Origin of the sequence: Rhodonellum sp., from assembly GCF_030656585.1 — a bacterium.
GTDB classification, from domain to species: Bacteria; Bacteroidota; Bacteroidia; order Cytophagales; family Cyclobacteriaceae; genus Rhodonellum; species Rhodonellum psychrophilum.
The window spans coordinates 1-26,566 of record NZ_JAUSPP010000017.1; the positions used below are offsets into that span (position 1 = coordinate 1).

Genomic DNA, 26,566 nt, shown 5'->3' on the forward strand with positions numbered 1-26,566 from the left:
GACCACATTGATATTGACCACCGAAGAAACGGTGGAAGTTCCCTTGTTGTCTGTTGCCTTGGCGGTCAAAGCAAATGATCCCATTGGCAGATTTGCCCAAGTGAAGCTGTAAGGCAAAGTGGTGTCTGTTCCCAAAAGGGTGTTACCGTAGTAAAACTCCACTTTTGCAATATTTCCGTCAGCGTCGGAAGCATCTGCGGTGATGCTGATGTTTTCTCCTATAAAGAAGGATGCATTCTGAGAAGGAGAGGAGATGGTTACCGTTGGAGCCACATTTTCAAGTGGCGAATCTTTTTGGCTTTTCAAGAGCATTACTGAGGAATATGCGGGTATAGAAACACTTCCGGAAAGTATCTGACCCCTTAGATCCACATATGTCCCTGACAGAGGAAGTGATTTGACGCTATTGGAATAATTATAATCAAAGAGGATGAATTCTTCGATGTCCATTTTATTGGGATCAAAAGCTACCGGGCTCTTGGTGGAGTTTTTATCCAGTCCGTAACTGTCCTTCCAGGTTTGCAGGTCAATCAGTCCATTTTTTGCCGGAGTCTGAAGAGTGATGGTATTACTTTCATTGACAGGTCTTGCGAAAACATTTTGGTCAAATGTTCCCATCAGCGCCACATCATTTAATTTTGATCGAACAAAAATGTGGGATTGATTTGTGTCTTTTGCAAGGAACTTGTTGTTCTTCATGTTGATGTTCCTGTTTGCATCTCCGAGGTTGTCGTGCGCAAAAAGGATGGAATTCCCAACATTGTAAATGTTGTTTTGAAAAATGTCAATGCTTCGGGAATTATGTATATAAATACCGCTTGAGGCTACATTTGCAACTGTATTCCCACTTATTTCGACACCTGTAGAGTTATCATCCATGTAAATGCCTTCAACATATGGGAAATCCTTTGGCCCATAGGGTTTTGTTCCATCTACAGCTCCGATACCGTTAATTACGATATTGTTAATTACTTTTCTATTGGTCAAAGTTGTATTGGCTGAACCTGTGTGGGTATAAATACCTGCTCCATCATCCTTTACAAAGCAGAACATATCAACTAGATTATTTTTAATGATGGTGTTGTTTCCGTTGAAATTTATGCCTTGGTATCCCGAATTTAAAATTTTATTGTTTTCAACAAGCCCGTTGCCGGATGTTTCACTCATGTAAATGGTGTTTCCGTTCATATCACCGTTTCTGCCCATGCCGGGAAAAAAATGGGTGCGATTGAAGGTGTTGTTGAGGATTTTCATATTTACATCCTGCCATTGGAAAAACAGACCGCTGTTATGCATGTCTTCCACCAAGGAATTTTGGATGATAAAATTTGTTGTGACTACTGCATGGATGCCGTTTTTACCGGCAAATTTCAATTCACTTGAGGTAAAGGAAATATTTGAGGAACTAGATAAGCTGACCAGATTTTCATTGGCCCCAAGAATGGACAGGTTCGAAAAAGTTATATTGCTGATGCCTTGCTTGATATCAATCACCTGATTGTTTAAAGCAACCTGAATATTGGCAGAGGAGAGATCACCTCTGTCATAATAGATTTGCAGGGTTTTATTCTTTTTGTTGAAAAACCATTCTCCGTTTTGATCCAAGGTGCCGGGGTGATTTTGGATAAAAAAGCCGAAACCCACCTTTGGGCTATAATTACTTCCTGTCGTATTGTAGTTGATACTTGTTCCGGAATGTTGATCGATGTAGTGTCTGTCAATAATCCAATTGTTTTTCCTGATGACGATCTCACCACCGGTAAAATTGACGGGTGCCTGAAGGTCTGGGCTGACAATATTTCCCCCGCTGGTGGAACTGATAGTCAAATACCCTTTTCTGATTGCGTCCGGATTTGGAAAACGACCCATTGCCTGAGCTTTCCCATCGAGAAGGACAATATTCAAAGCATCTTCAACCTCCACATTGGCTTCGTAAATATTTCCCCCTTTGGAAATCCAGTTTGAAACCGTGACAAGCGAGGTAATTATCGGTTTTACACCTGAACCATAACTTCCGAATGAAATTGGGGCACCTGCGGTACCTGATTTGGTGATGGAGAGGGTTCCGTAAAACGCATCACCATTTTTGAACAGAATTTTATCACCGGGCCGAAGGATATTGAAAATTGAGTTTAGTTTTTGAATACTCTTCCAGGGTGTGTTTTCATTTTGAGCTTGAGCAATACTGCGCGCATCATCGCCAAGAGAAGAAGAGAAATGAAAGGTGGTTGGGTAAGCGACCAAACAAATTAAGAATAGGAAGGAGAAAAAAGTGGCCTTAATCAGATTGGCAGATGTTTTTTTCATGAATTTGATGACTCGTTAACAGAGATTGATGGTGAAGAATAATAATATGTTTTTACTCTCATCCGACAAAGACATTGCATGTTTTTTTTATATTCTTAAAAAAAATATAATAGCGAGATTTTTTCATCTTGCTAAAATTTATGATGTTTGAAGTTACCGCACTAAAAAGGATTATGGCAAAAATACGAATCTTGCCGGTCAACCAGTAATTTGTCAGCTACTTTCTTTTCTTCCCCGTCAAATTGTTGCCTCCAGTGTGTCAGAATACCAGAGTGATCGGTGATATAATACCATTACTGGCCGGAAGCAACTGGTATTTATGCTGTATGCAGTTGTCACAAAGTACTGTTCGCTCAACAGCCTTTTTAAAAAATGACTTTTCCTCGAAGATCGCCTTACACATCCGGGTATTAACAGACTTCCTACCGTCAGCACGCTAATCGATCCCAATATAAACCGGAACAGTAGGGTATTTGAATCGATTTATTAGCAACTTTTTGATTATTAAAAAAAGAATTGAGACCGGTACAATGTAGCTTTCTTTCCGGGCAAGTGGATACAGAAAAAGTCATGATCGTTGATTCTTCTACAATTTCATTGTTTGTAGATGTATTCAAAGGTGATGGACAAAAAGAAAGACGGGCTGGAAACACATGCAAAGATGACGTTAGGCGGCTTCGCACCTTTCCTGATTGATATCACAGAAGCAGCATGTAACGATGAATCTTTTCTCAGACAGCTGGAAGCAGAAAAAGGAGCAATTTATGTCTTTGACAAAGGATACGTCAAGCATCAAAATTGGAAAGAATGGACTGAAAATGGGTGCTTTTTTGTAAGCCGGCTCAATGACAATGCAGAATATCAGGTTTTGGAAGGACAGCTAAACTAAATCAGTGATTATGGTGATGGCAGTGTTGTTTCTGATCAGATAATCATGCTAAACCTATCAAAAGACTCTTTATGGGTAAGATTGATCATTTACAAAGACCCGGGCAGCGGTAGGGTACTGGAGTTTGTATCCAATATGTTTGATTACAGTGACAGTACAGTAATTCTGCTTTACAAATACAGATGGAGCATCTAGGTTCTGTTCAAGCAATTGAAACAAAACTTTGAATTGGGGTATTTTTACACGGACACCTTGGAAGGGCTCAAAACAGAGGTTTGGATTACTTTGATAGCCAATTTATTGTTTTCGGTAATTCACAGGCAGTGCTGCAAAGAAGCTGAGCCGTTTGTAACCATCGTAAACATGGTGCCAATGAACTTGTGCTCCAACATTTCGATGATATAGCTTGTTAGATTAGGGTGGTTATGAGACTTGGACAGAGATCTAAAAATAATACAATTTGAATTGTTCAGTTTGAATCAGGGACGTGTTTTTCAAAATCAAAAAACCATTCTTTAATTAGAGAGCCAGAAAGCTTTTCCCCAAGTTTTGGAAATTAGTCGGATACAAGTAATTTGTTTTTGAATAAATTTCCTTGATTTACTACAATTATTTTAATCAAAGATTCCCGTTTTAACAGCAATAAAACTGATTTATTAGTACTAAACAAATTCCTGCCATCTGTAAAATAAATCCATTTTTGACTTTGAAGATTTCTTAAAATAGGAGAGATTTTTTTAAGATAATCAAGTAATTCTGAAAGGTATCAGGTTTTGACTCTCTCGAAAGACTATATGCCCCCAATTTAGATGACTTGTAGATTTATCTTTTGCAAATTTAGATAAGAATCCTGCTGATGAAGCCCCTGAAGGTCCGTCATGTAAAAAAGTCTGCCATTCTCACCTCCCAGTTTCCGTCAGTCCATGGAATGAAACCACCTTAGATTACACCATTATAAATGCTATTCTTGACAAAATTGTAATCCAAGCACCTCCCACCAAATTTCAGGGAGAATCTCCAATAAAAAAACATGAAATGTCCATCAAAACCTATAACTTTGATGTTCTGTAAGTCCAATCTTTTTTCTTTGAAAAATAAATTTACTAGGGTAATTCTAAACACTGAAAGATGCATTTGCTCATGTTTTTCACTTATCGACGAAAACTTAGGAAAACATAATAAACCATATGTTGGATATTTGATTTTATAATTTTGGTATAAATTATTTGAGAATATGGTTATAACATTTCAACAAACATTTATCTTAATTCTTATATAATGGTATTTGATACACCAGTATTATTAATAATATTTAATAGACCAGATCATACCCAAAAGGTTTTTGATGCCTTAAAATTGATTCAACCTTCCAATTTATATATTGCTGCCGATGGACCAAGAGAATCTAATCCCTTAGATTTGGATAGGTGCAAGCAGACAAGAGAAATCATAAAACAAATAGATTGGTCCTGCCAACTAAAAACTCTTTTTCGAGACGAGAATTTAGGATGTGGGAAAGGCCCCTCAGATTCGATATCTTGGCTTTTCAGTCACGAGGAGTATGGGATTATTTTGGAAGATGATTGCGTACCTGATAGAAGCTTTTTCTTTTTCTGTGACGAGCTACTGAAAAAATATAAGGATGATTCAAGGATTATGCATATCGCAGGTACAAATCATAATCCAACGTTTGTTCGGGATCATGATTATTCATATTTCTTTTCCCAAATAGGGCACATGTGGGGATGGGCAACTTGGGGAAGGGCTTGGAAACTTTTTGACTATGAAATGAAAAGATTTAATGAGGTTGGAGTTAAAAATTATTTTAATGATTTATATCCCAATTATTTAATAAGGAAGTACATGATAAGGAAATTTTCCGAAACGTATACAGGAAAAATAAAGGGGGTATGGGATTATCAATGGGAATTTACTAGATTAATAAATTCCGGCCTAACCATAATGCCGAAAAATAACTTGGTGAGCAACATAGGGTTTGGGGCAGATGCTACTCATACTTTTAGTGACAATAATAATTTTTCTGAAACAAGGGTGCAGAAATTGAATTTCCCATTAAACCATCCACCTTTTATTATTAAGGACAGAGAATCAGAAAGGAAACATTTTTATAGAATGTTTGCATGGATTTTAAAAAGGAAAATTTTTTCAACTATTGGTTTTAAAGGGTATGATTTTAATGGGTAAATATAGTTAAATAAATAAAGCGCTCAGATTGACCTTTTTTCAGTGCTGCAAATTGCTCCCTGAGGTTAGTGTTGTTTTGGGGAAAGAATAGCGGACAAACCGCTTTAAAGTAATTGATTTTTAGAATCGATTTTTCTTCGCTGAATACGATTTGGTGTGAATCCTTCAAAATTCTACCCAGAATAGCCATCTGCAAGAGTTCTATCTTCTACCATGCTCTAAGGTTAATGATTTCAAATTTTGGAGGAAGAACTAAAAATTACTGACACATTCAAGCTTGAGAAAAAGAGTAAAGCTATTCCATTCGCTAACTTGAAAGAGGGCCAGAACCGACCCAAAGTAGAAGGAATTCAAAGTGTTCAAGCGGATAAAACTACCAAAGTGGACATGCTACATTTGATGCTTCAGATTGGTTCGTAGGCCAAAGCTGATTCCTGAATAATTAGGGAGATAAATAGACGAAAACTGATACCTATGGATATAGTGATTTTTATTTAGTCCATGTTTTAGAACGATCCAACTATTTTTAATAGCTCACTTAATTTGCTAGGGTCTTCCAAGAAAATAAAAAAGTGATGTTTTAGAGAGATTGAGAGCGATTCTTTAGATTATATTAGAGGACAAGTAACATTGCGAAAGATCTCTAAAAGGAGTTCGCCACGCGACAAATATGCAAACTAGAGCCAGCAGGCTTTTTTCGAATTTGAGACATCATTTTACAATCAGCATGATTCATCTAACCGTTGGGTGGTGTTTAGTGCCTAGATTTCTTGGGACCATTTGGTTTATCTGTTATAACAAGATACCCCGCAGAAATACACCAGAAGTTCCGACCTGAATCTTGATCTGGGCGGTGAACAACAAGAATATGTTCAATCTGGATGGTCGGGAAACTGTCACCCAGATTACAAAAAACATGTATGCTGTAATTCGGGACAGGTACTGCAATACTTTTTAGGATAAAGTGCCTATATAAAGCTAGCCCACTTTTTATTTTTCAATGTTTGTGGATATCAGGAAGCGGCTGGGTCAGGAGTTGGTTGCGAAGATGAACCAAAAGTTCCATGAGTTTTTTATGGACAGAACCGTTAAATAAAAATTATAAAAGTGGTAAGGACACAGATTAGCCCCTTAAGGAGGGGTGAAAACAAATCGGGAGTGGATTTATGAAGCGAGCATCTGTTCATAGGGAATTGTCAATCCGACCGATTTAGGCTTGCTCAACAAAACCAGAGAAATTACGGAGGGATTCATCTATGAGCTAATCCTGAATGCCATCAGGTAAAGTAGCCAAGGACATACCGAAAAATAATCTAGAAAGTTTATCTGAAGTTGTCCAAAACTAAAATTCTTCAAAAAATTTGATCCTCAAAGGGATCAAATTCTAGCATCAGTATCTAAAAAAAACTTCAAGTCGATTCCAAAACTGCTCGAAGGCTTCGCTGTTTTCTCCCTTCCGTACCGGTTGAGGAGGACGTACTGGATCAATCTAGACCATTTCAACAACTGAATATGTTTGAGGGAGGTGGCAGACCGCATACTCAATATTCTTCTATCTCATTTGCTCCAATCGTGCAGGGGAAGGCAGGTGCAAATACTAAGTTTGGGGTTAAGATCTAACTGAGTCTGATGGTTGGATTTTCTTTTTTGGATACCTTGTCCTGGAACGCTCAATGCGTGAATTCGCTTTGAATATTTTGTAAAAAAGAACCTGAAACGTTTTGTGTTTTATCCTGCATAAGTATTGGCAGATAAGCGATACAGTACCCGTCAAAACAGGCACTGGCTGAAGATAATGAAAATCAAATGAGCGGCCAAAGCCTTTGGCTGGCCATCCGCCAAGGGAGTGAAACCACATAAGTTAGGGGGGGAGAAATCCGATAGACGACAAGTTTGAGCGGGCAAAAAATGGATTCTACATAAACCGGATCAGGGTTAGACTCAAAAATACAGTCAGTCGTGGATTACCTCAATCCTCCTAGTGCTCAAGCTAGTCAAATTATCAGGGCAAGCATTTTTATGGTTGAGTTTTTCAGCAGGCTATAAATAGTTCAAATTGAGTATTTTAAAGGCCTTTACAGAAGTGATTTTTATTTCTTTTCTCGGAAGAATTTCTTTTTCCTATGATATCTTAAAAAATTGAATTCACAGTCAGAGAAGAGAATCCCTAAATGGCAGATGCTTTTTTCTTAAAGAGGCTTAATTCCATATATTTTGATTCGGTCGTTATCATACTGGATCTGACCCAACCTGGGTCTGTCCGGGAATATTCTACTCAGTAATTAATAATCAGTTTTCTGGCCGGAGTGCGGTGCTAACTTTCTCGAATATCTGGAAGGAGTCTGATGTGATAAGGAGATCCTGGATATATTTGGATATACAAATTTGCCGGAAGCCGCGCTTTTAAGCGTTTCTTTGAACAAGCTATGAGTCTTAAAAATTATCGAATAAAATTTTTTCAGACTTTCCAAAATAATGCTGTAAAGGCAATGTTTTTTGCTTTTTTTTGGGGCTTTTGGCTTCACTTTAAAATCCGTTTTTTACTAAAAGATGCACAAAAATGCAATTCAAATAAAAAAAAATGTAATTTGTTTGTTTTGTCTCTATTTTTTTTTCTAAATTTATGGTGTCGAAAGGTTTGATCATATTTCACATATTTCAATTCTTTTCGGGAAGCAAGGAATAAAAAAAATAAACAATTGTATTATGGCTATTACAATTTCCAAAATTAGGAACACACAAACTTTTACCATCGATACGGACTTCATTCTTAATAGGTATTCAATAAATCTCTTGGATCGTTCTCAGATCTTTTTGAAAAGATTTTTTGAAGTTTTTTTGATACTTGTTTTTTTGATTTTAGTTGGAAGTTGGTTGTTTCCAATTGTCGCTTTGCTGATAAAATTGGAATCTGATGGGCCAATTTTTTATAAACAACCTAGACATGGTAAAAATAATGTGCCATTTATTTGTTTTAAATTCAGAAGTATGAAATTTGATCCAAATGGTCAATTCAAACAAGCTTCAAAATGCGATCCCAGAATTACCAAAATTGGCTCCTTTTTAAGAAAGACAAGTTTGGATGAATTGCCTCAGATTTTTAATGTTCTTTTGGGAAATATGTCAATAGTTGGTCCTAGGCCACATGCCATCCCAATGAATAAGGAATTTGCTGACAAAATGCAAAATTTTATGTGTCGGCATTTAGTTAAACCTGGCATAACCGGCTTAGCCCAAGCCAAAGGTTTTAGAGGTGAAATCACAGATATATCTGACATGAATAATAGGCTAAAATATGATTTGTTTTACATAAAAAATTGGAGTTTATTTTTTGACGTTAAAATTATTTATTGGACTATTCTAAGTTTAATTTTCAATAACAAAAATGCTTATTAAAAAAAACATTTTACCCTTAGCGTTCTAACCAAGAAGGTTAAAAAAAGTTTTCTAAAACCTTTTTAGAGGACTTTTTTTTGTCCGTGGCATGGTCGGTAAGTACTTGGCTAGAGTTTTGAGCACGCTTGGTATTAGGAAGTGTTCCCTTTAGGAAAGAGTGCCTATCATGAGGTGGAATCTCACTGCCATCAGGTGAGTTTTTCAGGAAGTCTGCAGAAAAATCCCAGCCTGAAGGACAGGAACTATATTTAAGGCCTATTAAAAATTACTGAGTTTGCGAATCAAAGTCCCTACTGTCAGGATTCTCTGATGTTAATGCAGCAGGTGGATGGGATGAGAGTTGTTACCCTAAACAGGAGATGTCTGATAGACCTGCGAATGTTAAATCTGATGTGGCTAACAAAAGCAGTGAGGAGTCAGCCGAGGTTAATTGCCTAAACAGTTGGTTTGGAAAGTGCTGAGATTTTCAAAAGATTAGTGAATGATACCTAATGGCATTTTCGTAATAATATGCTATATATCAATGTTTTATTGTGTATTAGTGTAAATATAAAATTAAGGATTTAGGAATAAATTAATAAGAGTAACAATAGTTTTGAGGGATGGACAATATCACCTATATTACCATCGGTGTCAAAATAAGGAACCACCGTAAATTGGTCGTTACGTAAGGTGGTGTAGGAGGTCGAAACTGGTAATATTCCCGTTTATCCCACTTGACTTGCGCTTCAAAAATCAATCCTGTTTTGGAGAAATGCATGATTTTGTACGTTTTTTGTAGGTCTTTTTGAAAGTTTTTTTTGAATAGGCTTTGGTATGAAGTGGGAATTTCCGTTTTGAGGAAAAGAATATTAAATTTTCGGAGCCCCCATTGCTATAGGGGTTAAATACTCTGTTTTTCTCCTCCACCTTTGAAAGACAAGGAGCATTAAATAAAGTATCAATGCTACCTGTTTTTATCCTGATCACTTTCTATTTAATTTAAAGTATTTGAACTCTAAATCATGCATAATCTGCTTAAAAGTTCTTTTTTATGATTTGTTTTTGTTCAGCAATATTTTTTTCTATACTCCAACCCCTTAAGGTTAGCGATAAATCTCCAAGTGTTTCCATGCTTTTAGGATTCAAAAAAACAACTTTGAACGAACCACTTAAGAAACCACTTTCTCTGTGTGTTGAATTTGGACCTAAAATCATCAAATCAAAAGGTCCTATTATTTTATCTACATCTTCACTCATATTTTTGTCACGTTTTGTAAATAAAAATTGATTTTAAATTAATTTTTATTTACAAAATATAAAAAAAAGAATAAAAAATAATTTTTTAATTAAAATTTAATTTGGTTAAAAATGAAAATTAAATAATAAAAAGTGTTTTTCAAATACAAATATTTGGTTTATAAATTAAAAATTTTTATTTTTATATCATCGAACATTAAATTTTTAATAAGATGAGGAACAGTCTTAAAAATCCGATTAGAATTGGTTTGGTTGGTACAGGGATGATCGCTAGGGGTCTTAGTAAATTAATTCCAAAGCGTGTTGATATGGTTATCTCTAAAATTTTGACGAGAAGGCAAGGTTTTGTAGAAGGACTGGGGGTTGATCAATCTTATCTTACCACAAATCCTTTGGAACTTTTTGACAATTCGGATTTGATAATCGTGAGCACGGGTGATCCTATCTACAGTACGGAAGTTATTTTCCAGGCTTTTAAATACAATATCCCAGTATTGACCATGGATGCAGATACCCAGGTTTTAACAGGCAGCTGGCTTTCAGAAAGAGGACTCTTGTCAGAAGGTAATGGAGATCAGCCCGGCTGTTTGGCGGTTCTGAAAAATGAAATAGTGGAAATGGGTTTTCAACCTTTGGTCTATGGGAATATAAAAGGTTACCAAAACCTTAATCCGTCCAAGGAAGACATGATGTTTTGGGCGAAAAAGCAGGGTTTTAGCTTGAATTCTGTCACCTCATTTACGGACGGTACCAAGCTTCAAATCGAACAGTGCCTCGTCGCCAATGGATTGAACGCCAATATTGCCCAGAGGGGTTTGATAGGAGTTCAAACCGAAAATTTTAAAGAAGGAGCCTTTGCTTTAGCTGCTGAAGCCAAAAAAATGAACACAGTTTTAAGTGATTATTTGGTGTCTAAGGAATCACCTCCAGGTGTATTTATAGTAGCTACACACCATGAAGATTTGGCTGAAGAATTGGCTACCTATAAAATGGGGAAAGGACCTTTTTACCTTTTGTATAAACCTGTACACCTATGCTTATTTGAAATTTTCAGAGATTTGAAAAATCTTTTCTATCAGAAGAATGTCCTTCTTAACAATGGTAGATTTCCAACAGTAAGTGTGGCAGCAATTGCAAAAAAGGCACTGAAAGCTGGGGATGTTATTGAAAAAGGCATCGGAAGTTTCGAAGTGCGCGGTGAGTGTGTGAAATTCTCAGAAAATGTTGACCATGTTCCAATTGGATTGTTGAGTCATGCACGATTGAAAGACAATATAGATCCTGGTCAAATTATTTCCTTTAGTGATGTTGACCTTCCAGAATCACTTGCGTTACATGCTTGGCTTGAAACGATTAAACACGCTGTCACCCCGCCCAATAGGATTTTAAATAAATCATTATCTTTCTGATATTTATATTTTATAATATTGAATAGACATAATTAATTTGGTGGTCCAACCCGTTGAGTCTTTATATTTCAATCGTACTCAATGATTATATATAATTAATTCTTCAATAGTTGATTATTATTAAGATAATACATGTTGTATGTCTAAAAAAAAAGTTAACAACAATTTCTCTATATGAATTTTCAAAATACACCTTACTTCGATTATAAGTTATTTAGCGGTAGTCTCAACAATATTTTTGAGCAAGGTCAATTGGTAATTAATACTATCAATCAGTATTCCTTTTGTATTGCAGAAGAAGATGTTAATTTCAAGAGAGCACTTGTGGAGTCAGATATTCTTCTTCCAGATGGTATAGCAGTAGTTTGGTCTAACTTGATCTTGAATAGAAGTAAGATTAAGAAGATTGCTGGAGCTGATATTCATGATTACCTTTTGGAGAATCTTAATAAAAAGCATGGTAAATGTTTTTACTTAGGAGCTTCGGTATCAACACTTGATAAAATAAGAAATAAAATCAATTCTGAATACCCCAATATCAGTTTTGAATCATATTCCCCCCCTTATAAAAGTGAATTTTCAGACGAAGAAAGTGAAGAAATGATCAATCAGGTGAATAGTTTTAAACCAGATGTTTTGTTCGTTGGTATGACAGCGCCAAAACAAGAGAAATGGGTAAATAAACACAAACATCTACTTGACTCAACAATTATATGTTCAATTGGTGCTGTGTTTGATTTCTACGCAGGGACAATTCAAAGACCAGGTAAAATTTGGATTATGTTAGGCATGGAATGGTTTGGCAGGTTTGTTAGAGAACCTAGGAGGATGTGGAAAAGATATTTCTTTTATGGTCCTATTTTCCTTATTAAAACAATGTTTGAAAAACAAAATAAAAAGGGTTTAGGTGATATTACCTGTTTTAAGGATAATGAGCAATTTGTTCATTAAAATATAGAATTTAAACATTAGTATAGGTATTTTAATACTAAAAAAATGATGTTTGAATATTAAAAAAAGAATCTTAAAACATAAAAGAAAATATTTGGTTATATTTGAAAAATAAAAATCTAAATTTTAATCAAATAAAATTAGGGTTCTACAATCTCAAAAATACTGGTTTTAAAAAATATTTTCACAATGTCCACTATTATTTCAAAATACAAAAACATACCTGGTTTTTCCGCAGAGGCTGAATTCATCATCAACAGGTACTCCACTAATCTACTGGATTCTTCGCAGATAGGTACCAAAAGAATATTCGATGTTGTGTTTTCAATTTTTTTCATATTATTCATTGCTGTTTGGTTATTTCCCCTGATTGCCCTTGCCATCAGGATGGAATCAAATGGTCCAGTGTTTTTCAAGCAAATGCGACATGGTAAAAACAATGTCCCTTTTTTTTGCTACAAGTTTCGCAGCATGAAATTCAGCCCAAATGGACATTTCAAACAAGCCAGTAAAAATGATCCAAGAATTACGAGGGTCGGTTTATTCTTGCGGAAAACCAGTATAGATGAATTGCCACAAATCATTAATGTCTTGATGGGTCAAATGTCCATCGTCGGTCCAAGACCACACGCCATCACCATGAACAAGGAATTTGCAGATAAAATCCAATATTTTATGTGTAGGCACATGGTAAAGCCTGGGATTACCGGCCTTGCCCAAGCAAAAGGATTTAGGGGAGAAATAATGGATGAATTTGACATCAACACGAGATTGAAATATGATTTGTTCTATATCAAAAATTGGAGTGTGTTTCTTGATTTTAAAGTCATGTTTTTGACTGTCAAATGCTTATTGGCCAATAATGACAATGCATACTAATCCCATATTAATTCCTAAATTCATCAATTTCTGTTTTTTTCGGCATTAGGGTTTGAAGTATAAAAGTCGGAGCAGGCCTGATTTTCTTAACAAAATTCTGAGCTAATAATTGTGCGTTCAAACCCTCTTTCAAATTTATTGGATCGAATGCCCAATCGTGTTTTTTTAATCCTTTTTCAAAGACGCTGTTTTGTTTGATTTTTCTTGAATTATAGTTTGAACGCTCTCTGGTACCCAATCTTAGTTTTAACCCCTTTTATGCATTACGAACTCAATTCAATATTATAATTAACTGATATTCAATTAGATGTTTATTGGTTTTGACTTCACTCTATTGGTGTCGGCAATTGGTCTCCCAATAGTCTGATTTTCCCACAGCTTCGATCTCATTTGGAAACTTAATGCATATTTCGGGTTTAAGCACTTCAGGTTTTCCGGATTTAAAAAACACACTCCATGCCAGTTTCTAATTCAGTAGTTGCAGTATTCAAGCCGATTCATGCATAACCAATTCAATTTCAGCCTATAATTATCTAACAATCGTTCTGTTGTTTGCTGCCTTTGACTTCACCCTATCGATCGCCTACTTATTTATCCAAATAGTCTGATTTTCTTGTAGTTTCAATTCCTATTCCGAAACCAATGCATATTTCTAGTTCAAAAGGCTGTCTTGGAGTTAGATTTTCAATAGGGTAGGAGCCTGCACCCAAATTTCTGCGAGCAATAGAGGATTTCCCACATTTCCTGCGAATCAATTTAACTAAAGTTGTTGTCATCCAATGCATTATTTCTTTTGGTTCTTTAACCAGATTCGCAAAAAAAATCTGCACGTCGCCCCCTACTGATTCTCCACTAGAAAAGGTTTGAGAAACTCAAAAAAAAATAGGCCATCCCTTTTGGGACAGCCTATTCAGTTTAATTTATATCACCATGGGGTAGATCAATAACCAGGGTTTTGATTTTCTTGATTGATTAGGTCATTTGCGCTGATTTCGTTAATAGGAATGGGCCATGCCCAAGCCCTATTATCTGGAGCCAATGCACAACTTGTGAAAGCTGTTCCACAATCCGATCTTTCCAACGCCCTGTCGGTTCTCTTTAAGTCAAAGAATCTGTGTCCTTCCACGAAAAGCTCCTTCCTTCTTTCTTCAGCAATTGCTGCTTTTAGATTATCACCTGCCAATATAACAGGTAGATAACCGTTGATTCTGGCCAAGCGCAATGCGTTGAGATCAGTCAAAGCATTAATATCTCCTCCGGATTGATTTGCATTGGCTTCGGCTCTGATCAGGTACATTTCAGCCACCCTAATCACCTTGAAATTGACGATTCCATCTCTCAAATTTCCTTTTCCCAAGTATTTAGAGACCACCAAGCGATTGCCTACAGTTTGGAAATAGGAAGTATACCGAACATCCTCCACTGGATCAAACTGTCCCAAAACCTCCATAGAAGGTCTGAAGGAGGATCTGTTTCCATTAGGAAAATATACGTTTGTTCCTGGAGTTCCTTCGCCTGCATTGAAAGGAATAGACCAGATTACTTCCGAACGACCGATATTTTCATCTCTCCAAATTCCCTGAAAAGCTGTCCTTGATGCCAGAGGGATTTCCTCGATGACACTGGTAGCTGCTGTTGCTGCTTCGGTATATTGACCTGAATACAGATAAGCTCTCGCTAGGATCGCGTCGATTGTGATGGCATCGATGTTTGATCTGTTTGTGTAATTCGCAGAAGCATTGATGGTTTTGTCGGTATCTTCCAATAGCATTTTGGCCTCTGCCAAATCTGTAAATATCCCATCCCAACTTTGTGCTACGGTTGATCTTGCAATATTGTCAGTGTTGAAGGATAACTTATAGGGTATCCCTAGAGCGGTTGAACTTCTGGTTAGATCAGTAGCAAAATACCTGAGCAAATCAAAATGAACATAAGCCCTAATGGCCAAAGCTTGGCCTTTTATCCGATTATATCTTCCTCGATCCTCATCAGCAAATGTATCAATATCTCTCAAAGTGATATTGGCTTGTGCAATAATTCTATAGGCTGCAGTCCACAATCCTTCGATTGCCCCGTTGTCAGCTGCATAATCCCAATTGACCAACTGTCTGTAATTCGCCAAGGATTCTTGGGTTTCTGTTAAGTTGTCTGACATCATATCCGGCATGGTGGAGAATGCCGCGGCTGGCCCTGATGCATTGCCGAAGTAGGAAGTAGACCTGAAGAGTGCATACGTTCCAGTGAGAGAAAACTCGTAATCTGCCAGACTTTTGAACCTTTGGCTACCATCGAGAACAAATTCCGGCTCAATGTCAATGACGCTATTGCAACCTGCTACCATGGCAGATCCTGCGATGGCGAATCCTAATATTATATGTTTTAAATTCATTTCAGTTTTATATTTAATGGTCCTTACTTGTGGTTTTACACCAACACTCCCCTTAAAATTTGATTAAAATCCAACGCTAACACCCATCGTGACAGTTCTCAATGCTGGGTATTGAGAGCCAACCAATAATCTGTCAGACAATTCTGGGTCGAATCCTCGGAATTGCGTGAATGTCAACAGGTTTTGACCTTGGACAAACACTCTGGCGGAAGCAATCTTTAGGTTTGCGATTGTTTTTGCGGGCAAGTTGTAAGAAAGATTGATATTTCTCAATCTCAAGTAATCCCCTGACTCCACAAATCTGCTTGTACCCGAAAAGAATGCATTATCAGCTCTTGGGATATTGGTAATTTGACCAGGAGTTCTCCATTCGTTAAGAAGGTCTACAGATAGGTTGTCAAATAAATAAGCCGGATTTTCAATATTGTTTCTGTCATTGTTGTAAAGGTTGTTTCCGAATACATAGGTAAACAATACATCCAAACTGAGACTTTTGTATGAAAATGAAGTTCCAAAACCACCGAAATAAGGTGCGTCCGAGGTGCCTAAGATTGCCCTGTCATTGGGGTCATAACTTTCGGTCAGTTCATTCTCATTTGTTAAATATTGGGCATTTCCGTTTTCAGGATTGACACCTGCATATCTTACCAAATACAAGCTGTTGATTGGCTCTCCAATTTTGGTGATATAGTCACCTTCGATGATTTCAGTTTGATCGCCAACCAAACTTAACACCTCATTTTTGTTATAGGTGAAGTTTGCATTCAACTCCCATTTAAAATTGGCATTGTCTATTACTTTTCCGATAAATGAGATTTCATAACCGCGGTTCCTCAGGCTTCCAATATTGGTGTTTTGAGAAGTGAAACCTGAAGTTCTGGTCAATTGACGGTTTAGGAAAAGATCGTCAGTAACGTTGTTGTAGTATTCAAAAATACCATTCAATCTTCCTTGAAGGAGAACAAACTCAACTCCTGCGTTCAACATTTCTTTTCTTTCCCATCTTAAAAATTGATTTGGAAGATTGGTCAAAGCAATCCCTCCAATTCCGTTATAGATGGATCTGCCAAAAAGTTCTCTGGAATCAAAATTGCCAATTCCTTCTTGGTTACCTACAGCTCCATAGCTTCCTTTGAATTTCAATTCATTGAAGAAGTTACCTTTGAGATTTTGCATAAATGCTTCGTCACTCACAATCCAGCTCAATCCAATTGATCCGAAGTTTGCATACCTGTTGTCCTCACCAAATCTTGATGAGCCATCTCTTCTAAGACCCGCATTGATAAAATACCTATCCTTGAATCCATAAGTAGCATCAATAAAGTAGGAAACAAGAGAGTTTTGTCCTCCAAAACCTCTAACTCCAGGGATGTATCCATTCAAAGGAGTACCTGGCGTGATTCCGGCTTCATTTTGGAATGGGCCCACAAGACCAAATCCAGTAAATCCAAATCCTCTCTCATCATTTTTCACAACTTCATTGAAAACTGCAACCGTAAGTTCGTTGTCTACATTGAATCTTTTGGTATAACTAATGGAGGTGGTACCTGTGTATCTGAAATTCCTTTCCAACGCTCTCCCCAAACTACCATTGCCGCCTTGTGCGATAGATCCTCTATATGTCGTTCTGTCCAAATAGGTTTGAAATTCATTTTGGGTGTAGTCGATGCCCCAATTGGTTCTCATTGTTAAGCCTTCTAAGAATGGTGCTTTGTATTCCACAAATGCGATTCCCACTCCTTTGATTTGGTCCCTGGAAGTCTGATTCTCCAGGAGCTCTTGAAGTGCATTGGGCTGACCTGATACGATCTGGGTATAATCACCATTTTCATCATAAGGTCTTTCGTAAGGATTCAACCATCTTACTGCATTCAAAGGGCTTCCGATGAATGAATCACCTTCCAGCGTATTGTTGAATTTGGAAAAACCAATGGAGGTATTCAATCCGAATCTGAAATTCCCGGCTTGGGTTTCCACATTGGCTCGACCAGTATATCGTCTCAAATCAGTATTGGGAACAGTACCTGTTTGATCGAAAACAGATCCTGAAAGGAAGAAAGTGGTTTTGTCGCTTCCACCTGAGGCAGAAAGCTGATGACTTTGTGTATTTCCAGTCCTGAAGAGTACATCCTCCCAATTGGTGTTTATTTGTCTCAATCCAGCAAGTTCAGCATCTGTCCAGCCGTAAAGGTTTCCGTTGGCCAATTCATAATCTAATTTCTGATTTCCATTCATGACCAACTGTGGGTGGCTTGGAGCTTCAGATACTCCGTATTGAAAGTCATAGTTTACTCTGGTGACACCTGACTTTCCTCTTTTGGATGTAATGACGATAACACCGTTTGCTCCTCTTGAACCATAGATAGAGGTGGAAGCAGCATCTTTCAGAATGGTGAACGATTCAAAATCATTCGGATTTAAAGTCGCAAAATCAGCTGCCGAAATTTGGATTCCGTCCAACACAAACAAAGGAGCATTTGATCCGTTGATGGATCCTTTTCCTCTGATGGTCACTGCTGCAGCTGCTCCTGGTTGGCCTGAGTTGGCTTGGATCAAGACCCCCGGCGCTCTTCCCTGCAATGCCTGGTCAAAAGATGCAATGGGGACTTCCCTGATTTGTTCCGCTGAAACGGTGTTGATAGACCCCGCTACTTCTCTGCTATTTTGGGTTTTGTATCCAGTTACGATTACCTCACCCAATAACTTTGAATCTGTTTTTAGAGTCACGTCGATTACAGATCTGTTTCCTACAGTCTGTTCTTGGGTTTCAAATCCGATAAAGGAAAATACCAAAACTGTATTTGGGCCAACATTGTCTAAATTGAATTTCCCATCAAGGTCAGTCGCAACCCCACCGAAAGTGCCTTTTATCAAGACACTCACACCTGGTAGGGGAAGCTTATCCTCCCCGGAGATGACGGTGCCCGAGACCTGATTGGTCTGCGCGATAGCCGAATAGCTTATGTTGAATAACAAAGCCATAGCCAATAGTAAAATTTTTTTCATCGTTTATTATATTTGGTTTAGTTTAAAATACAGCGTTGGATTAACCCAAACAGTTTGTTTTTGTTTGGGGATTTTACAAGATAAATATGAAATTTTAGGGGAGTTAAATCCAATTTTTGGCTATTTCTAGAATGCCAATAGTTCTTGGCCAACCAGCTTCCCAACAATTTCATATTGGTTCATGGCCAGGCAGAAGTCAATGTCAGCTTCGATGTTTTGGTTTTGGAGCCTTTTTGCGTGAGCAGCTTGGTTGAGAAAGGATTTCAACTGACCCGCATTTTGTTCGTATAGGTTTTTCATTGCGATTGCGCCATCGCATTCCCATTCAAATTGATCGGCTAAAAAACTCACCAGAGCACCGGCGTAAAGGGAGTCTTCCAGATTGAATTTACCCTTCCAGCCAGCACAATGGATCAAAATATCTTGATCTTGGGCAGCCAGATATTTCGCCGTAGTGTCAAGATTCAGAAATGCGCCAATCAGAATTTCATTTGAGCCCAATTTTGATTTTTCAATGGCCAGGGTACCATTGGTTGTGGTCATTGCTATTTTTTTTCCAGCATATTTCCCATGAAGATAGGCCAGTGGCGAATTGCCCAATTCAAATCCATCTGCCAAAAAACCATTCCTTTCTCCTGCAATGACAAATCCTTCTTTGGACATTTCTCTGCAAGTCTCCAAATCAGCAACGGGTGTAATGGATTTCACTCCATTTGCCAAGGCTGTGACCATGGTAGAAGTTGCCCTAAAAATATCCACCACCACGATGTTTTTTTGACTCAAATCGTGAAGATGAATCAATTCGGGACTAAAGCAAATTTCTAATTTTTTCATTAATGGGTAAACGTGAATGCTAAAAAAATACAGTTTCCCTTTTTTTGATACCTTCAAAAAAAAGGAAACCGATATTTTACTTCTTGGTTATAAAATTATTTTTTCTGCAACAAAGGCAGTTTTTCGATCACTGCCTCAAGGTTTTTATTTCTGACGGTAATGGCAATCCCCGTTCCAGGAATGGCGTATTCGGTTTGGACATAACCCAAGCCTATTCCCAGACCCATAGTGGGAGAAATACTGCCAGAAGTCACCTCTCCAATTACTTCACCATGAAGGTTGACAATAGGGTAGTGTGCTCTTGGAATTCCTTTTTCCTTCAAGATGAATCCAACCAGTTTTTTTGAGACACCTTCTTCTTTTTGCTTCTTCAAATTTTCAGAATTGATAAAGTCCTTGGTGAATTTTGTGATCCAACCCAACCCCGCTTCGATCGGTGAAGTTTCGTCATTCAGATCATTTCCGTAGAGACAGTATCCCATTTCCAACCTCAATGTATCCCTTGCGCCCAATCCAATAGGCTTGATGCCAAGGTCTTTTCCCGATTCAAAAATAGCATCCCATACTTTTTGTGCATATTCATTTTTCACATAGATCTCAAATCCACCTGCTCCTGTATAGCCAGTACCTGAAATGATCACATCTTGGACACCTGCAAATTCACCGACTGTGAAATGATAGAACTTGATTGCGGACAAATCCACAGGAGTCAGCGGCTGCAGGGCTTCTGTTGCTTTTGGCCCCTGTACAGCAAAAAGTGACATCCCATCCGATAGGTTTGTCAATTCAGCACCAAATACATTGTGCTGGTTGATCCAGTTCCAATCCTTTTCGATATTGGAGGCATTTACGACCAACATGTATTCTTCTTCGGCCATTTTATAGACGATTAAGTCATCTACAATTCCCCCTTTTTCGTTGGGAAAACAAGAATATTGTGCTTGACCAACAACCAACTTTGAGGCATCGTTTGAGGTGACTTTCTGGATCAGCGCCAAGGCGTTTGGGCCTTTCACCATGAATTCCCCCATGTGGGAAACATCAAAAACTCCGACACTTTCCCGAACAGTGTTGTGCTCATCAAGATCTGAAGAATATCTTACTGGCATGAAATATCCAGCAAAGGGAACCATTTTTCCACCAAGAGCTTCGTGAAGGTCGTTTAAAGTAACTTTTTTGATGATATTTTCCATTCTAAGGGTTTATTTTTCTGACCGCAAAGTTAAGAAATGATAGGAACTATTTATGCCATTGAACAAAAAAAGGCCACTTTATTGAAGAGGCCTTTTATTTCTTAATTCATTTGTCAATCAACCGCCATAGCCGGGATTCTGCACCAAGTTGGGATTGGCATCGATTTCCCTTTGTGGGATTGGGAAGACGAGTCTTGGATCATCAAATGCAAAGACAGTAATAGAGATATTGTCCAGAACCGAACCTTTGGTTCTTTTGATGTCATGGATGGCCTGTCCTTCATGGGCCAATTCCAGTTTCCTTTCTTTAAGTATATCGGCCAAAGTCGGCAATGTGGGAGTGGAAAGTGGATTGAATTCCGGTAATTTCACCCTCCTTCTGATTCTGTTCAAATCCCCAATCGGCGTGGATCCCACTGCTGTTCCTTCTCTGAAGTTTGTCTCTGCCCGCGTGAGGTACATTTCGGACAATCTGAAAACCTTGACGTTTTTGAATTGATCCCTCCATTTTGCGGTCCTTAATTCTCCGGCAGCTGTAAAGAATTGAGTCAACCTCTCATCTCCGGATTCATATAGGTTTAAGTGGGCTTGCAAAATGGCAACATCACCTCCCCTGGCTCCAAATTCCGGAAGAGAATAGAACAGGAACATGTCATTGTCTGCATCTTGTGGATTTACCTGGATCGTGAAAAGGTCTTCATTGGTGTCCGCGTCATTGTTGAACGCATCCATATAGGCGGTGCCAATCAACGATTTCCCATTCGCAAGAGCCACTTCAATTGCCCTGTTGGCTGCATCTCTGGCTTCTGCATATCGCTCCATTTGTAAATATACCCGTGACAATTGGGCGGAGGCAACATATGACCTGGCCAAAAATCCATTGACTGGTGGAAGGATGGATTCGGCTCTTCTCAGGTCAGTGAGGATTTGTTGGTATACCTCTTCCACTGTATTTCGACTAACAAAACTCGTTTCTACAATGGCTCTTGTTGGTTCCAATACCAGAGGCACACCCGGATTGGTTCCGGTATTGCCAGCAGCGTAGGGAAGGGCATACAGCTTGATCAGCTCAAAATACATGGAGCCTCTGATAAAAAGTGCTTCTCCTTCCACTCTTGGTCTATCTTCCTCATTGACGATGTTCAAGGCTGACAATACGTTGTTGCTGACATTGATGGCGCGATAGGCGGCTGCCCAGGTTCCTTCTACAAAGGAATTGTTGACAAAAATGGTTTTGTTGAACATTTCCCTGGGTTGGTTAAAGGTCCCTTCCCATCTTACTTCGCGGTTTGCCCCAAGCATCTCGGAATAAAGATGAAGCCTACCACCGTATAAATTCACGTTTCTTATTTCGGAATATGCACCCAGTAAGACACTTTTCACATTGGCATCCGTATTCAGTGCGAGCTCCTGATCGATACTTTGTTGTGGCGTTAACGACAATTCATTGTCGCAACTGCTGAATAGGACAGCTAAAACCATCAATCCTGATACGATATGTTTTTTCATCTCCTGATAAATTAAAATCCAACATTGATACCGATTGAATACGTTCTTGCCTGTGGAGCAGAATAAAAGTCATTGCCTTGGAGGATATTCCCAGTCAAGGAATCTGCGCTAACCTCAGGATCCCAACCATTGTAGTTGGTAAAAGTCAAAAGGTTTTGTCCTGTAAAGAATATCCTGAAACTGGTCACCTTCATTCTTTCCAATAAGCTGGAGGGAGGGGAATATCCAATGGTTAAGGTCTTCAAACGTACATAACTGCCATCTGAGAGGTACCTGCTTGACGCATTACACCCGTTACATTCCCCGAGTCTGGCTTGCGGGATGTCCGTGATGTCACCCGGATTTTGCCATCTCGCCAATTGGTCACGGGTAGAATTGTCAAACCAGTCTCCGTTGGCTGCAAAAAAACCGCCACCTCCATCGTAGATGTCATTTCCAAATACCCCTTGAAAGAGGATGTTCAAGTCGAAAGCACCAAAGGTGAGGCTATTGGTGATTCCACCTATAAATTTGGGATTAGGATCACCGACGACCATTCTCGTGGCAGCATTGTAGTCGTTAGTGGTTTCACTCAATTCCTCATTTGCATAATAAAGCGCATCCCCATTTTCAGGATCTACACCAGCGAATTTTGGCCCATAGAACACGCCGATGGGCTCTCCTATGAATATACTGTTGAGAAATCGTGAAGAGGAGGGTGGGATGGATTCCTGTCCAGGGGCAAGTTCCTTGACTTTGTTGATGTTTCTGGCAAAGTTGATCGACGTATTCCAAGAAAATTTCTGCCTGCTCACATTAGCCGAGTTCAAGACAATCTCGACGCCGCTATTCTGCATCCTTCCGATATTTTGCCGCTGTATCAGGAAACCTGAAGTGGCAGGGATTGGGACGTTCAGCAAAAGATCAGTGGTGTTTTTGTTATAATAATCAATTTCACCTGTGATTCGATCTCTTAGAAAGGCAAATTCTACACCGATATCAATCTGGGCTGTTTTTTCCCAAGTTAAATCTGGATTGGGTATCTGGGAAGGAATCAGTCCCGGGATTAAAGCATAGGCCGCCGGACCAAACAATCCCAAATGGTCAAAATTCCCGATTTCGGCATTTCCGGTCAAACCAAAGGAAGCCCGAAGCTTCAGGAGACTTAAATTTTCATTGCCCTTCAAAAAACTCTCCTCTGTCAAAACCCATCCCAAAGAGGCAGCTGGGAAAAATCCATATTTGTTGTTTTCTCCAAATCTCGACGAACCATCGATCCTCGCACTTAGGGTTGCTAAATATTTGTTGGCATACTTGTAATTGACCCTCGTGAAATAAGAAAGAAAGGAAAAGTTGGTCAGCGTGGAGGTTCCCCCAACAATTTCAGCAGCGGAAGCCAAGGTTTTCAAGTCATCCAGAGGAAATTCTTGCCCTTCCACGGAAGTAAAGTTTTCATCTGACCTTTGGAATGACATTCCTGCGATGGCCTCCAAATTGTGCTTTTCGGCAAATATTTTTGTATAAGTGAAATAATTGTTGGTATTGTAATTGAAGATTCTCAGCCATCTCGAACGGCCATATCCATTGGTTGAAAGTCCTGTATTGGTACGAGAACCGAAATATTGTTCCTCGTTTTGGTTGAGGATATCCACGCCGAATTCTGTCCTGAATTTCAAATTCGCGTTGAATTTATATTCCCCAAAGACATTGGTGATATTTCTGAAAGAAGTATTCAACCAAGAAGCGTTTTCCGAATCGATCAAATTGTTATAGTAGGTGGTGGTGGGCCTGTCATAAAGTTGGCCATTGAGGTCCCTGATCGGGGTGATGGGCGCCAGAGCGACCAATTGGATCGGATTGTTGAATTGATTGTCATCTGACAAGCGGTTATTTTCAGTCCTGCTCAAGCCAAAATTGGCCCCTATGGTGAATTTGTCAGAAACGGAATGGTCAAGGTTTAATCTCGCTGAAACCCTTTCAAAATCATTTCTGATCATGATTCCAGTTTGCTTATCATAAGCACCACTGAAATAGAACCTTGTTTTCTCATCCCCACCGGCAGCCGAAAAGTTGACATTGGTCGTGCCGGCACTTCCATTGAATGCCTCCTCTTGCCAATTGGTATTGGTTTCAAGATTTCTCCAGTCGGACCATCCGGAGTACCTGTCCAGTCGGCCTTCCACAAATTCCAAATCCGATCCAGCATAATCTGAAGGATTGTTGATCGGATCGGTTCCAGCCCTGAGGTCATTGTTGTAGCCCGATTCTCGCATCAATTCCACAAATTCGGCGGCGTCGAGAAATTCCCTTTTTCGTGTTGGTTCGGATATCCCTCTTTGGATGCCTACATTGAATTTTGTTTTTCCTTTCGCTCCTGATTTGGTGGTGATCAGGACCACACCGTTGGCTGCTCTGGCACCGTAAATGGCTGCTGCAGAAGCATCTTTCAACACATCAAATGATTCAATGTCATTGAAATTGATATCCGACATTGGATTGTATAAACCTATTGCACCCGAGGAAGTCATGGGAATGCCGTCGATCACATACAAGGGTTCATTTCCTCCCGAAATGGAAGTCGTGCCTCTGACACGGATTTTCACCCCCCCACCAAGTTTTCCACTGGAAGATTCCACGAATACACCAGCCATTCTCCCCTGAAGGGCCTCCTGAAAATTGGGTACCGGAATGGATGCCAGATCCGTTCCTTTTAGGGAAGCAATATTCCCAGTTAGATCTCCTCTGGTGGTGCTTCCATAACCGACGACGACTACTTCTCCCAAAACTTTTGCATCTGGAATCAGCAGGATGTCAATGGTAGATTTGGAACCCACCAGAACCTCTTGGGCAACAAAGCCCACAAATGAAAACACAAGGGTTTCAGTCGAATTTGCCTGAATGGTATAGAAGCCATCCAAATCTGAAATGACGCCTCGGGTGGTTCCTTTGATCAGGATATTTACTCCCGGAAGGGGTAAGTTATCTTCTCCTGAAAGTACCACCCCGGTCACTTGACGGGTTTGTGAAAAGGACGTGGTGCAAAAAAGAACCAATATCGCCAATACACTTAGTAAATTTTTTTTCATAATTATTTCAATAATTTAAATGAATAAATGATTTAAAATAATTAAAAAATAAGTGAATATTATAAAAAGTAAGAGTATACAATTTAAGGTTTTATGATTGATTTAAAAAATAAAAGAGATGGAGAAAATTGAATTAACCCGTGTAAGGCATTCCCAATTGTATTCCAGTCTGAAATTGAATGATATTCAGTATTCGTTTCCAGTTTTTGACTTCACCAAATTGATTCTTTGCCTTATTCTCCGAATAGCCTGATTTTCTTTCAGTTTCAATCCCATTTGGAAACCTATTCCATATTCCATCTAACTTAATCAAGTGAGATGCTTTACGTTACTTTTTTGGTGTCTTAGCATTCGGGTTTAAAAATGGGGGTGATCTTTGGCTCCCTTTTCTGATCCGCTGGAGGAAAAAAAAACGGCAGAATCCTTTAAGGATTCTGCCGTTTTCATTTGATCGATTTATTTTGGACTAGACAGAGAAACTCTCTCCGCATCCACATGTTCTGGAGGCATTTGGATTCACAAATTGAAAACCTTTTCCGTTCAGCCCATCAGAAAATTCCAAAACAGTTCCTGCCAGATAAAGCAGACTTTTTCTGTCTACGATGATTTTCACGCCTTTGTCTTCAAACACATGATCCGTTTCTACCAAAGAGGAATCAAAGCCCAAATCATACATAAGACCCGAACATCCACCTCCTTTAACAGAAACCCGTATATTTTCATTTTCCTTATGCCCCTCTTCTTGCCTCAATGCAATTATTCTTTCTTTTGCTTTTTCGGAAACTATTATCATATCTTTATTATTTAATGGACTCGTCTCAAGTGATTTATTAAACAACCTTACTTTTGAAAAGATTCAGTAACAAATATACAAAATAATAAAATGAGAAAAATCGAGCATATTGGAATAGCTGTAAAAGATCTCAAAACTTCCAATGCACTATTCAAAAGATTATTGGGATCGGAACATTATAAGGAAGAGGAAGTTGCCGGCGAAGGAGTCAATACTTCCTTCTTTCAGGTTGGGGAAACCAAAATAGAACTCTTGGAGGCTTCTCGAGAGGACAGTCCAATCTCTAAATTCATTGAGAAAAAATCTGAAGGAATCCATCACATAGCCTTTGATGTGGAAGATATCCATGCTGAAGTCTTGAGGCTGAAAGCCGCCGGTTTCGATATCCTAAATGAAACCCCAAAAGACGGTGCTGACAATAAATTAGTCGTTTTTTTGCATCCCCGGTCCACAAATGGCGTGCTCGTGGAGTTGTGTCAAAACAAGAACAATTAGCTTTTAA

Annotated in this window: 18 protein-coding genes; 8 read left to right on the forward strand and 10 right to left on the reverse strand. The window is 38.7% G+C overall.

Annotated features, from left to right (window positions below):
* Window positions 1-2,307, reverse strand: a 2,307-nt coding sequence (locus tag Q7J63_RS03150; RefSeq protein ID WP_304883936.1) for an Ig-like domain-containing protein, incomplete at its 3' end; no start/stop codon positions are given.
* A 622-nt stretch (window positions 2,308-2,929) separates the two neighbouring features.
* Here Q7J63_RS03150 and Q7J63_RS03155 point away from each other — a divergent pair.
* From Q7J63_RS03155 to Q7J63_RS03170, 4 genes are all read left to right on the forward strand, one after another.
* A complete protein-coding gene (locus Q7J63_RS03155; protein ID WP_304883937.1) occupies window positions 2,930-3,196 on the forward strand; it encodes a transposase in 267 nt (88 codons plus the stop codon).
* A 45-nt stretch (window positions 3,197-3,241) separates the two neighbouring features.
* A complete protein-coding gene (locus tag Q7J63_RS03160) occupies window positions 3,242-3,391 on the forward strand; it encodes a hypothetical protein (protein ID WP_304883938.1) in 150 nt (49 codons plus the stop codon).
* A gap of 1,083 nt (window positions 3,392-4,474) precedes the next feature.
* Window positions 4,475-5,401, forward strand: a complete 927-nt coding sequence (locus tag Q7J63_RS03165) for a nucleotide-diphospho-sugar transferase (RefSeq protein ID WP_304883939.1) — start codon at window positions 4,475-4,477, stop codon at window positions 5,399-5,401.
* A 2,706-nt stretch (window positions 5,402-8,107) separates the two neighbouring features.
* The gene (locus tag Q7J63_RS03170) at window positions 8,108-8,797 is read left to right on the forward strand and encodes a sugar transferase (RefSeq protein WP_304883940.1); all 690 of its coding nucleotides are present in this window, start codon (window positions 8,108-8,110) and stop codon (window positions 8,795-8,797) included.
* 1,017 nt (window positions 8,798-9,814) lie between these two features.
* On the opposite strand, the gene Q7J63_RS03175 is transcribed toward Q7J63_RS03170, so the two are convergent.
* Window positions 9,815-10,036: a hypothetical protein gene (locus Q7J63_RS03175; RefSeq protein WP_304883941.1), complete on the reverse strand. Its 222-nt coding sequence runs from the start codon at window positions 10,034-10,036 to the stop codon at window positions 9,815-9,817.
* Window positions 10,037-10,284: 248 nt separating this feature from the next.
* On the opposite strand from Q7J63_RS03175, the gene Q7J63_RS03180 reads away from it, so the two are divergent.
* The 3 genes from Q7J63_RS03180 to Q7J63_RS03190 all read left to right on the forward strand — a co-directional run bounded on the left by Q7J63_RS03180 (window position 10,285) and on the right by Q7J63_RS03190 (window position 13,275).
* Window positions 10,285-11,445: an NAD(P)-dependent oxidoreductase gene (locus Q7J63_RS03180; protein WP_304883942.1), complete on the forward strand. Its 1,161-nt coding sequence runs from the start codon at window positions 10,285-10,287 to the stop codon at window positions 11,443-11,445.
* 174 nt (window positions 11,446-11,619) lie between these two features.
* Complete coding sequence (locus Q7J63_RS03185) at window positions 11,620-12,396, forward strand: WecB/TagA/CpsF family glycosyltransferase (protein WP_304883943.1); 777 nt, start codon at window positions 11,620-11,622, stop codon at window positions 12,394-12,396.
* A 189-nt stretch (window positions 12,397-12,585) separates the two neighbouring features.
* Window positions 12,586-13,275 carry a sugar transferase gene (locus Q7J63_RS03190; protein WP_304883944.1) on the forward strand — a complete coding sequence of 230 codons (690 nt, stop codon included), beginning with the start codon at window positions 12,586-12,588 and terminating at the stop codon, window positions 13,273-13,275.
* Window positions 13,276-13,282: 7 nt separating this feature from the next.
* Here the strand turns inward: Q7J63_RS03190 and Q7J63_RS03195 are convergent, their stop codons facing one another.
* From Q7J63_RS03195 to Q7J63_RS03230, 8 genes are all read right to left on the reverse strand, one after another.
* Window positions 13,283-13,513, reverse strand: coding sequence for a hypothetical protein (locus tag Q7J63_RS03195; protein WP_304883945.1), 231 nt, complete (start codon window positions 13,511-13,513; stop codon window positions 13,283-13,285).
* Between the two features lie 702 nt (window positions 13,514-14,215).
* Window positions 14,216-15,664 (reverse strand): RagB/SusD family nutrient uptake outer membrane protein, encoded by a 1,449-nt coding sequence (locus Q7J63_RS03200; protein WP_304883946.1) that lies wholly within the window; start codon window positions 15,662-15,664, stop codon window positions 14,216-14,218.
* 63 nt (window positions 15,665-15,727) lie between these two features.
* The gene (locus Q7J63_RS03205; RefSeq protein ID WP_304883947.1) at window positions 15,728-18,670 is read right to left on the reverse strand and encodes a TonB-dependent receptor; all 2,943 of its coding nucleotides are present in this window, start codon (window positions 18,668-18,670) and stop codon (window positions 15,728-15,730) included.
* A gap of 126 nt (window positions 18,671-18,796) precedes the next feature.
* Window positions 18,797-19,504 carry a 2-phosphosulfolactate phosphatase gene (locus Q7J63_RS03210; RefSeq protein WP_019599040.1) on the reverse strand — a complete coding sequence of 236 codons (708 nt, stop codon included), beginning with the start codon at window positions 19,502-19,504 and terminating at the stop codon, window positions 18,797-18,799.
* Window positions 19,505-19,599: 95 nt separating this feature from the next.
* Window positions 19,600-20,697: a glycine cleavage system aminomethyltransferase GcvT gene (gene gcvT / locus Q7J63_RS03215; RefSeq protein ID WP_304883948.1), complete on the reverse strand. Its 1,098-nt coding sequence runs from the start codon at window positions 20,695-20,697 to the stop codon at window positions 19,600-19,602.
* A gap of 117 nt (window positions 20,698-20,814) precedes the next feature.
* Window positions 20,815-22,206, reverse strand: a complete 1,392-nt coding sequence (locus Q7J63_RS03220; RefSeq protein WP_304883949.1) for a RagB/SusD family nutrient uptake outer membrane protein — start codon at window positions 22,204-22,206, stop codon at window positions 20,815-20,817.
* Between the two features lie 11 nt (window positions 22,207-22,217).
* On the reverse strand, window positions 22,218-25,271 hold the full coding sequence (locus Q7J63_RS03225; protein WP_304883950.1) for a TonB-dependent receptor: 3,054 nt from the start codon (window positions 25,269-25,271) through the stop codon (window positions 22,218-22,220).
* A gap of 466 nt (window positions 25,272-25,737) precedes the next feature.
* On the reverse strand, window positions 25,738-26,064 hold the full coding sequence (locus Q7J63_RS03230) for an iron-sulfur cluster assembly accessory protein (protein ID WP_019599046.1): 327 nt from the start codon (window positions 26,062-26,064) through the stop codon (window positions 25,738-25,740).
* Window positions 26,065-26,154: 90 nt separating this feature from the next.
* On the opposite strand from Q7J63_RS03230, the gene mce reads away from it, so the two are divergent.
* A complete protein-coding gene (gene mce / locus Q7J63_RS03235; RefSeq protein ID WP_304883951.1) occupies window positions 26,155-26,559 on the forward strand; it encodes a methylmalonyl-CoA epimerase in 405 nt (134 codons plus the stop codon).
* The last annotated feature ends 7 nt before the right edge of the window (window positions 26,560-26,566 follow it).

Excerpts from the sequence above, each read along its gene's own strand:
- Q7J63_RS03155 (WP_304883937.1), top strand. The coding sequence starts at position 2,930 with ATGGACAAAAAGAAAGACGGGCTGGAAACACATGCAAAGATGACGTTA.
- Q7J63_RS03160 (WP_304883938.1), top strand. The coding sequence starts at position 3,242 with ATGCTAAACCTATCAAAAGACTCTTTATGGGTAAGATTGATCATTTAC.
- Q7J63_RS03165 (WP_304883939.1), top strand. The coding sequence starts at position 4,475 with ATGGTATTTGATACACCAGTATTATTAATAATATTTAATAGACCAGAT.
- Q7J63_RS03170 (WP_304883940.1), top strand. The coding sequence starts at position 8,108 with ATGGCTATTACAATTTCCAAAATTAGGAACACACAAACTTTTACCATC.
- Q7J63_RS03175 (WP_304883941.1), bottom strand. The coding sequence starts at position 10,036 with ATGAGTGAAGATGTAGATAAAATAATAGGACCTTTTGATTTGATGATT.
- Q7J63_RS03185 (WP_304883943.1), top strand. The coding sequence starts at position 11,620 with ATGAATTTTCAAAATACACCTTACTTCGATTATAAGTTATTTAGCGGT.
- Q7J63_RS03190 (WP_304883944.1), top strand. The coding sequence starts at position 12,586 with ATGTCCACTATTATTTCAAAATACAAAAACATACCTGGTTTTTCCGCA.
- Q7J63_RS03200 (WP_304883946.1), bottom strand. The coding sequence starts at position 15,664 with ATGAATTTAAAACATATAATATTAGGATTCGCCATCGCAGGATCTGCC.
- Q7J63_RS03205 (WP_304883947.1), bottom strand. The coding sequence starts at position 18,670 with ATGAAAAAAATTTTACTATTGGCTATGGCTTTGTTATTCAACATAAGC.
- Q7J63_RS03210 (WP_019599040.1), bottom strand. The coding sequence starts at position 19,504 with ATGAAAAAATTAGAAATTTGCTTTAGTCCCGAATTGATTCATCTTCAC.
- gcvT (WP_304883948.1), bottom strand. The coding sequence starts at position 20,697 with ATGGAAAATATCATCAAAAAAGTTACTTTAAACGACCTTCACGAAGCT.
- Q7J63_RS03220 (WP_304883949.1), bottom strand. The coding sequence starts at position 22,206 with ATGAAAAAACATATCGTATCAGGATTGATGGTTTTAGCTGTCCTATTC.
- Q7J63_RS03225 (WP_304883950.1), bottom strand. The coding sequence starts at position 25,271 with ATGAAAAAAAATTTACTAAGTGTATTGGCGATATTGGTTCTTTTTTGC.
- Q7J63_RS03230 (WP_019599046.1), bottom strand. The coding sequence starts at position 26,064 with ATGATAATAGTTTCCGAAAAAGCAAAAGAAAGAATAATTGCATTGAGG.
- mce (WP_304883951.1), top strand. The coding sequence starts at position 26,155 with ATGAGAAAAATCGAGCATATTGGAATAGCTGTAAAAGATCTCAAAACT.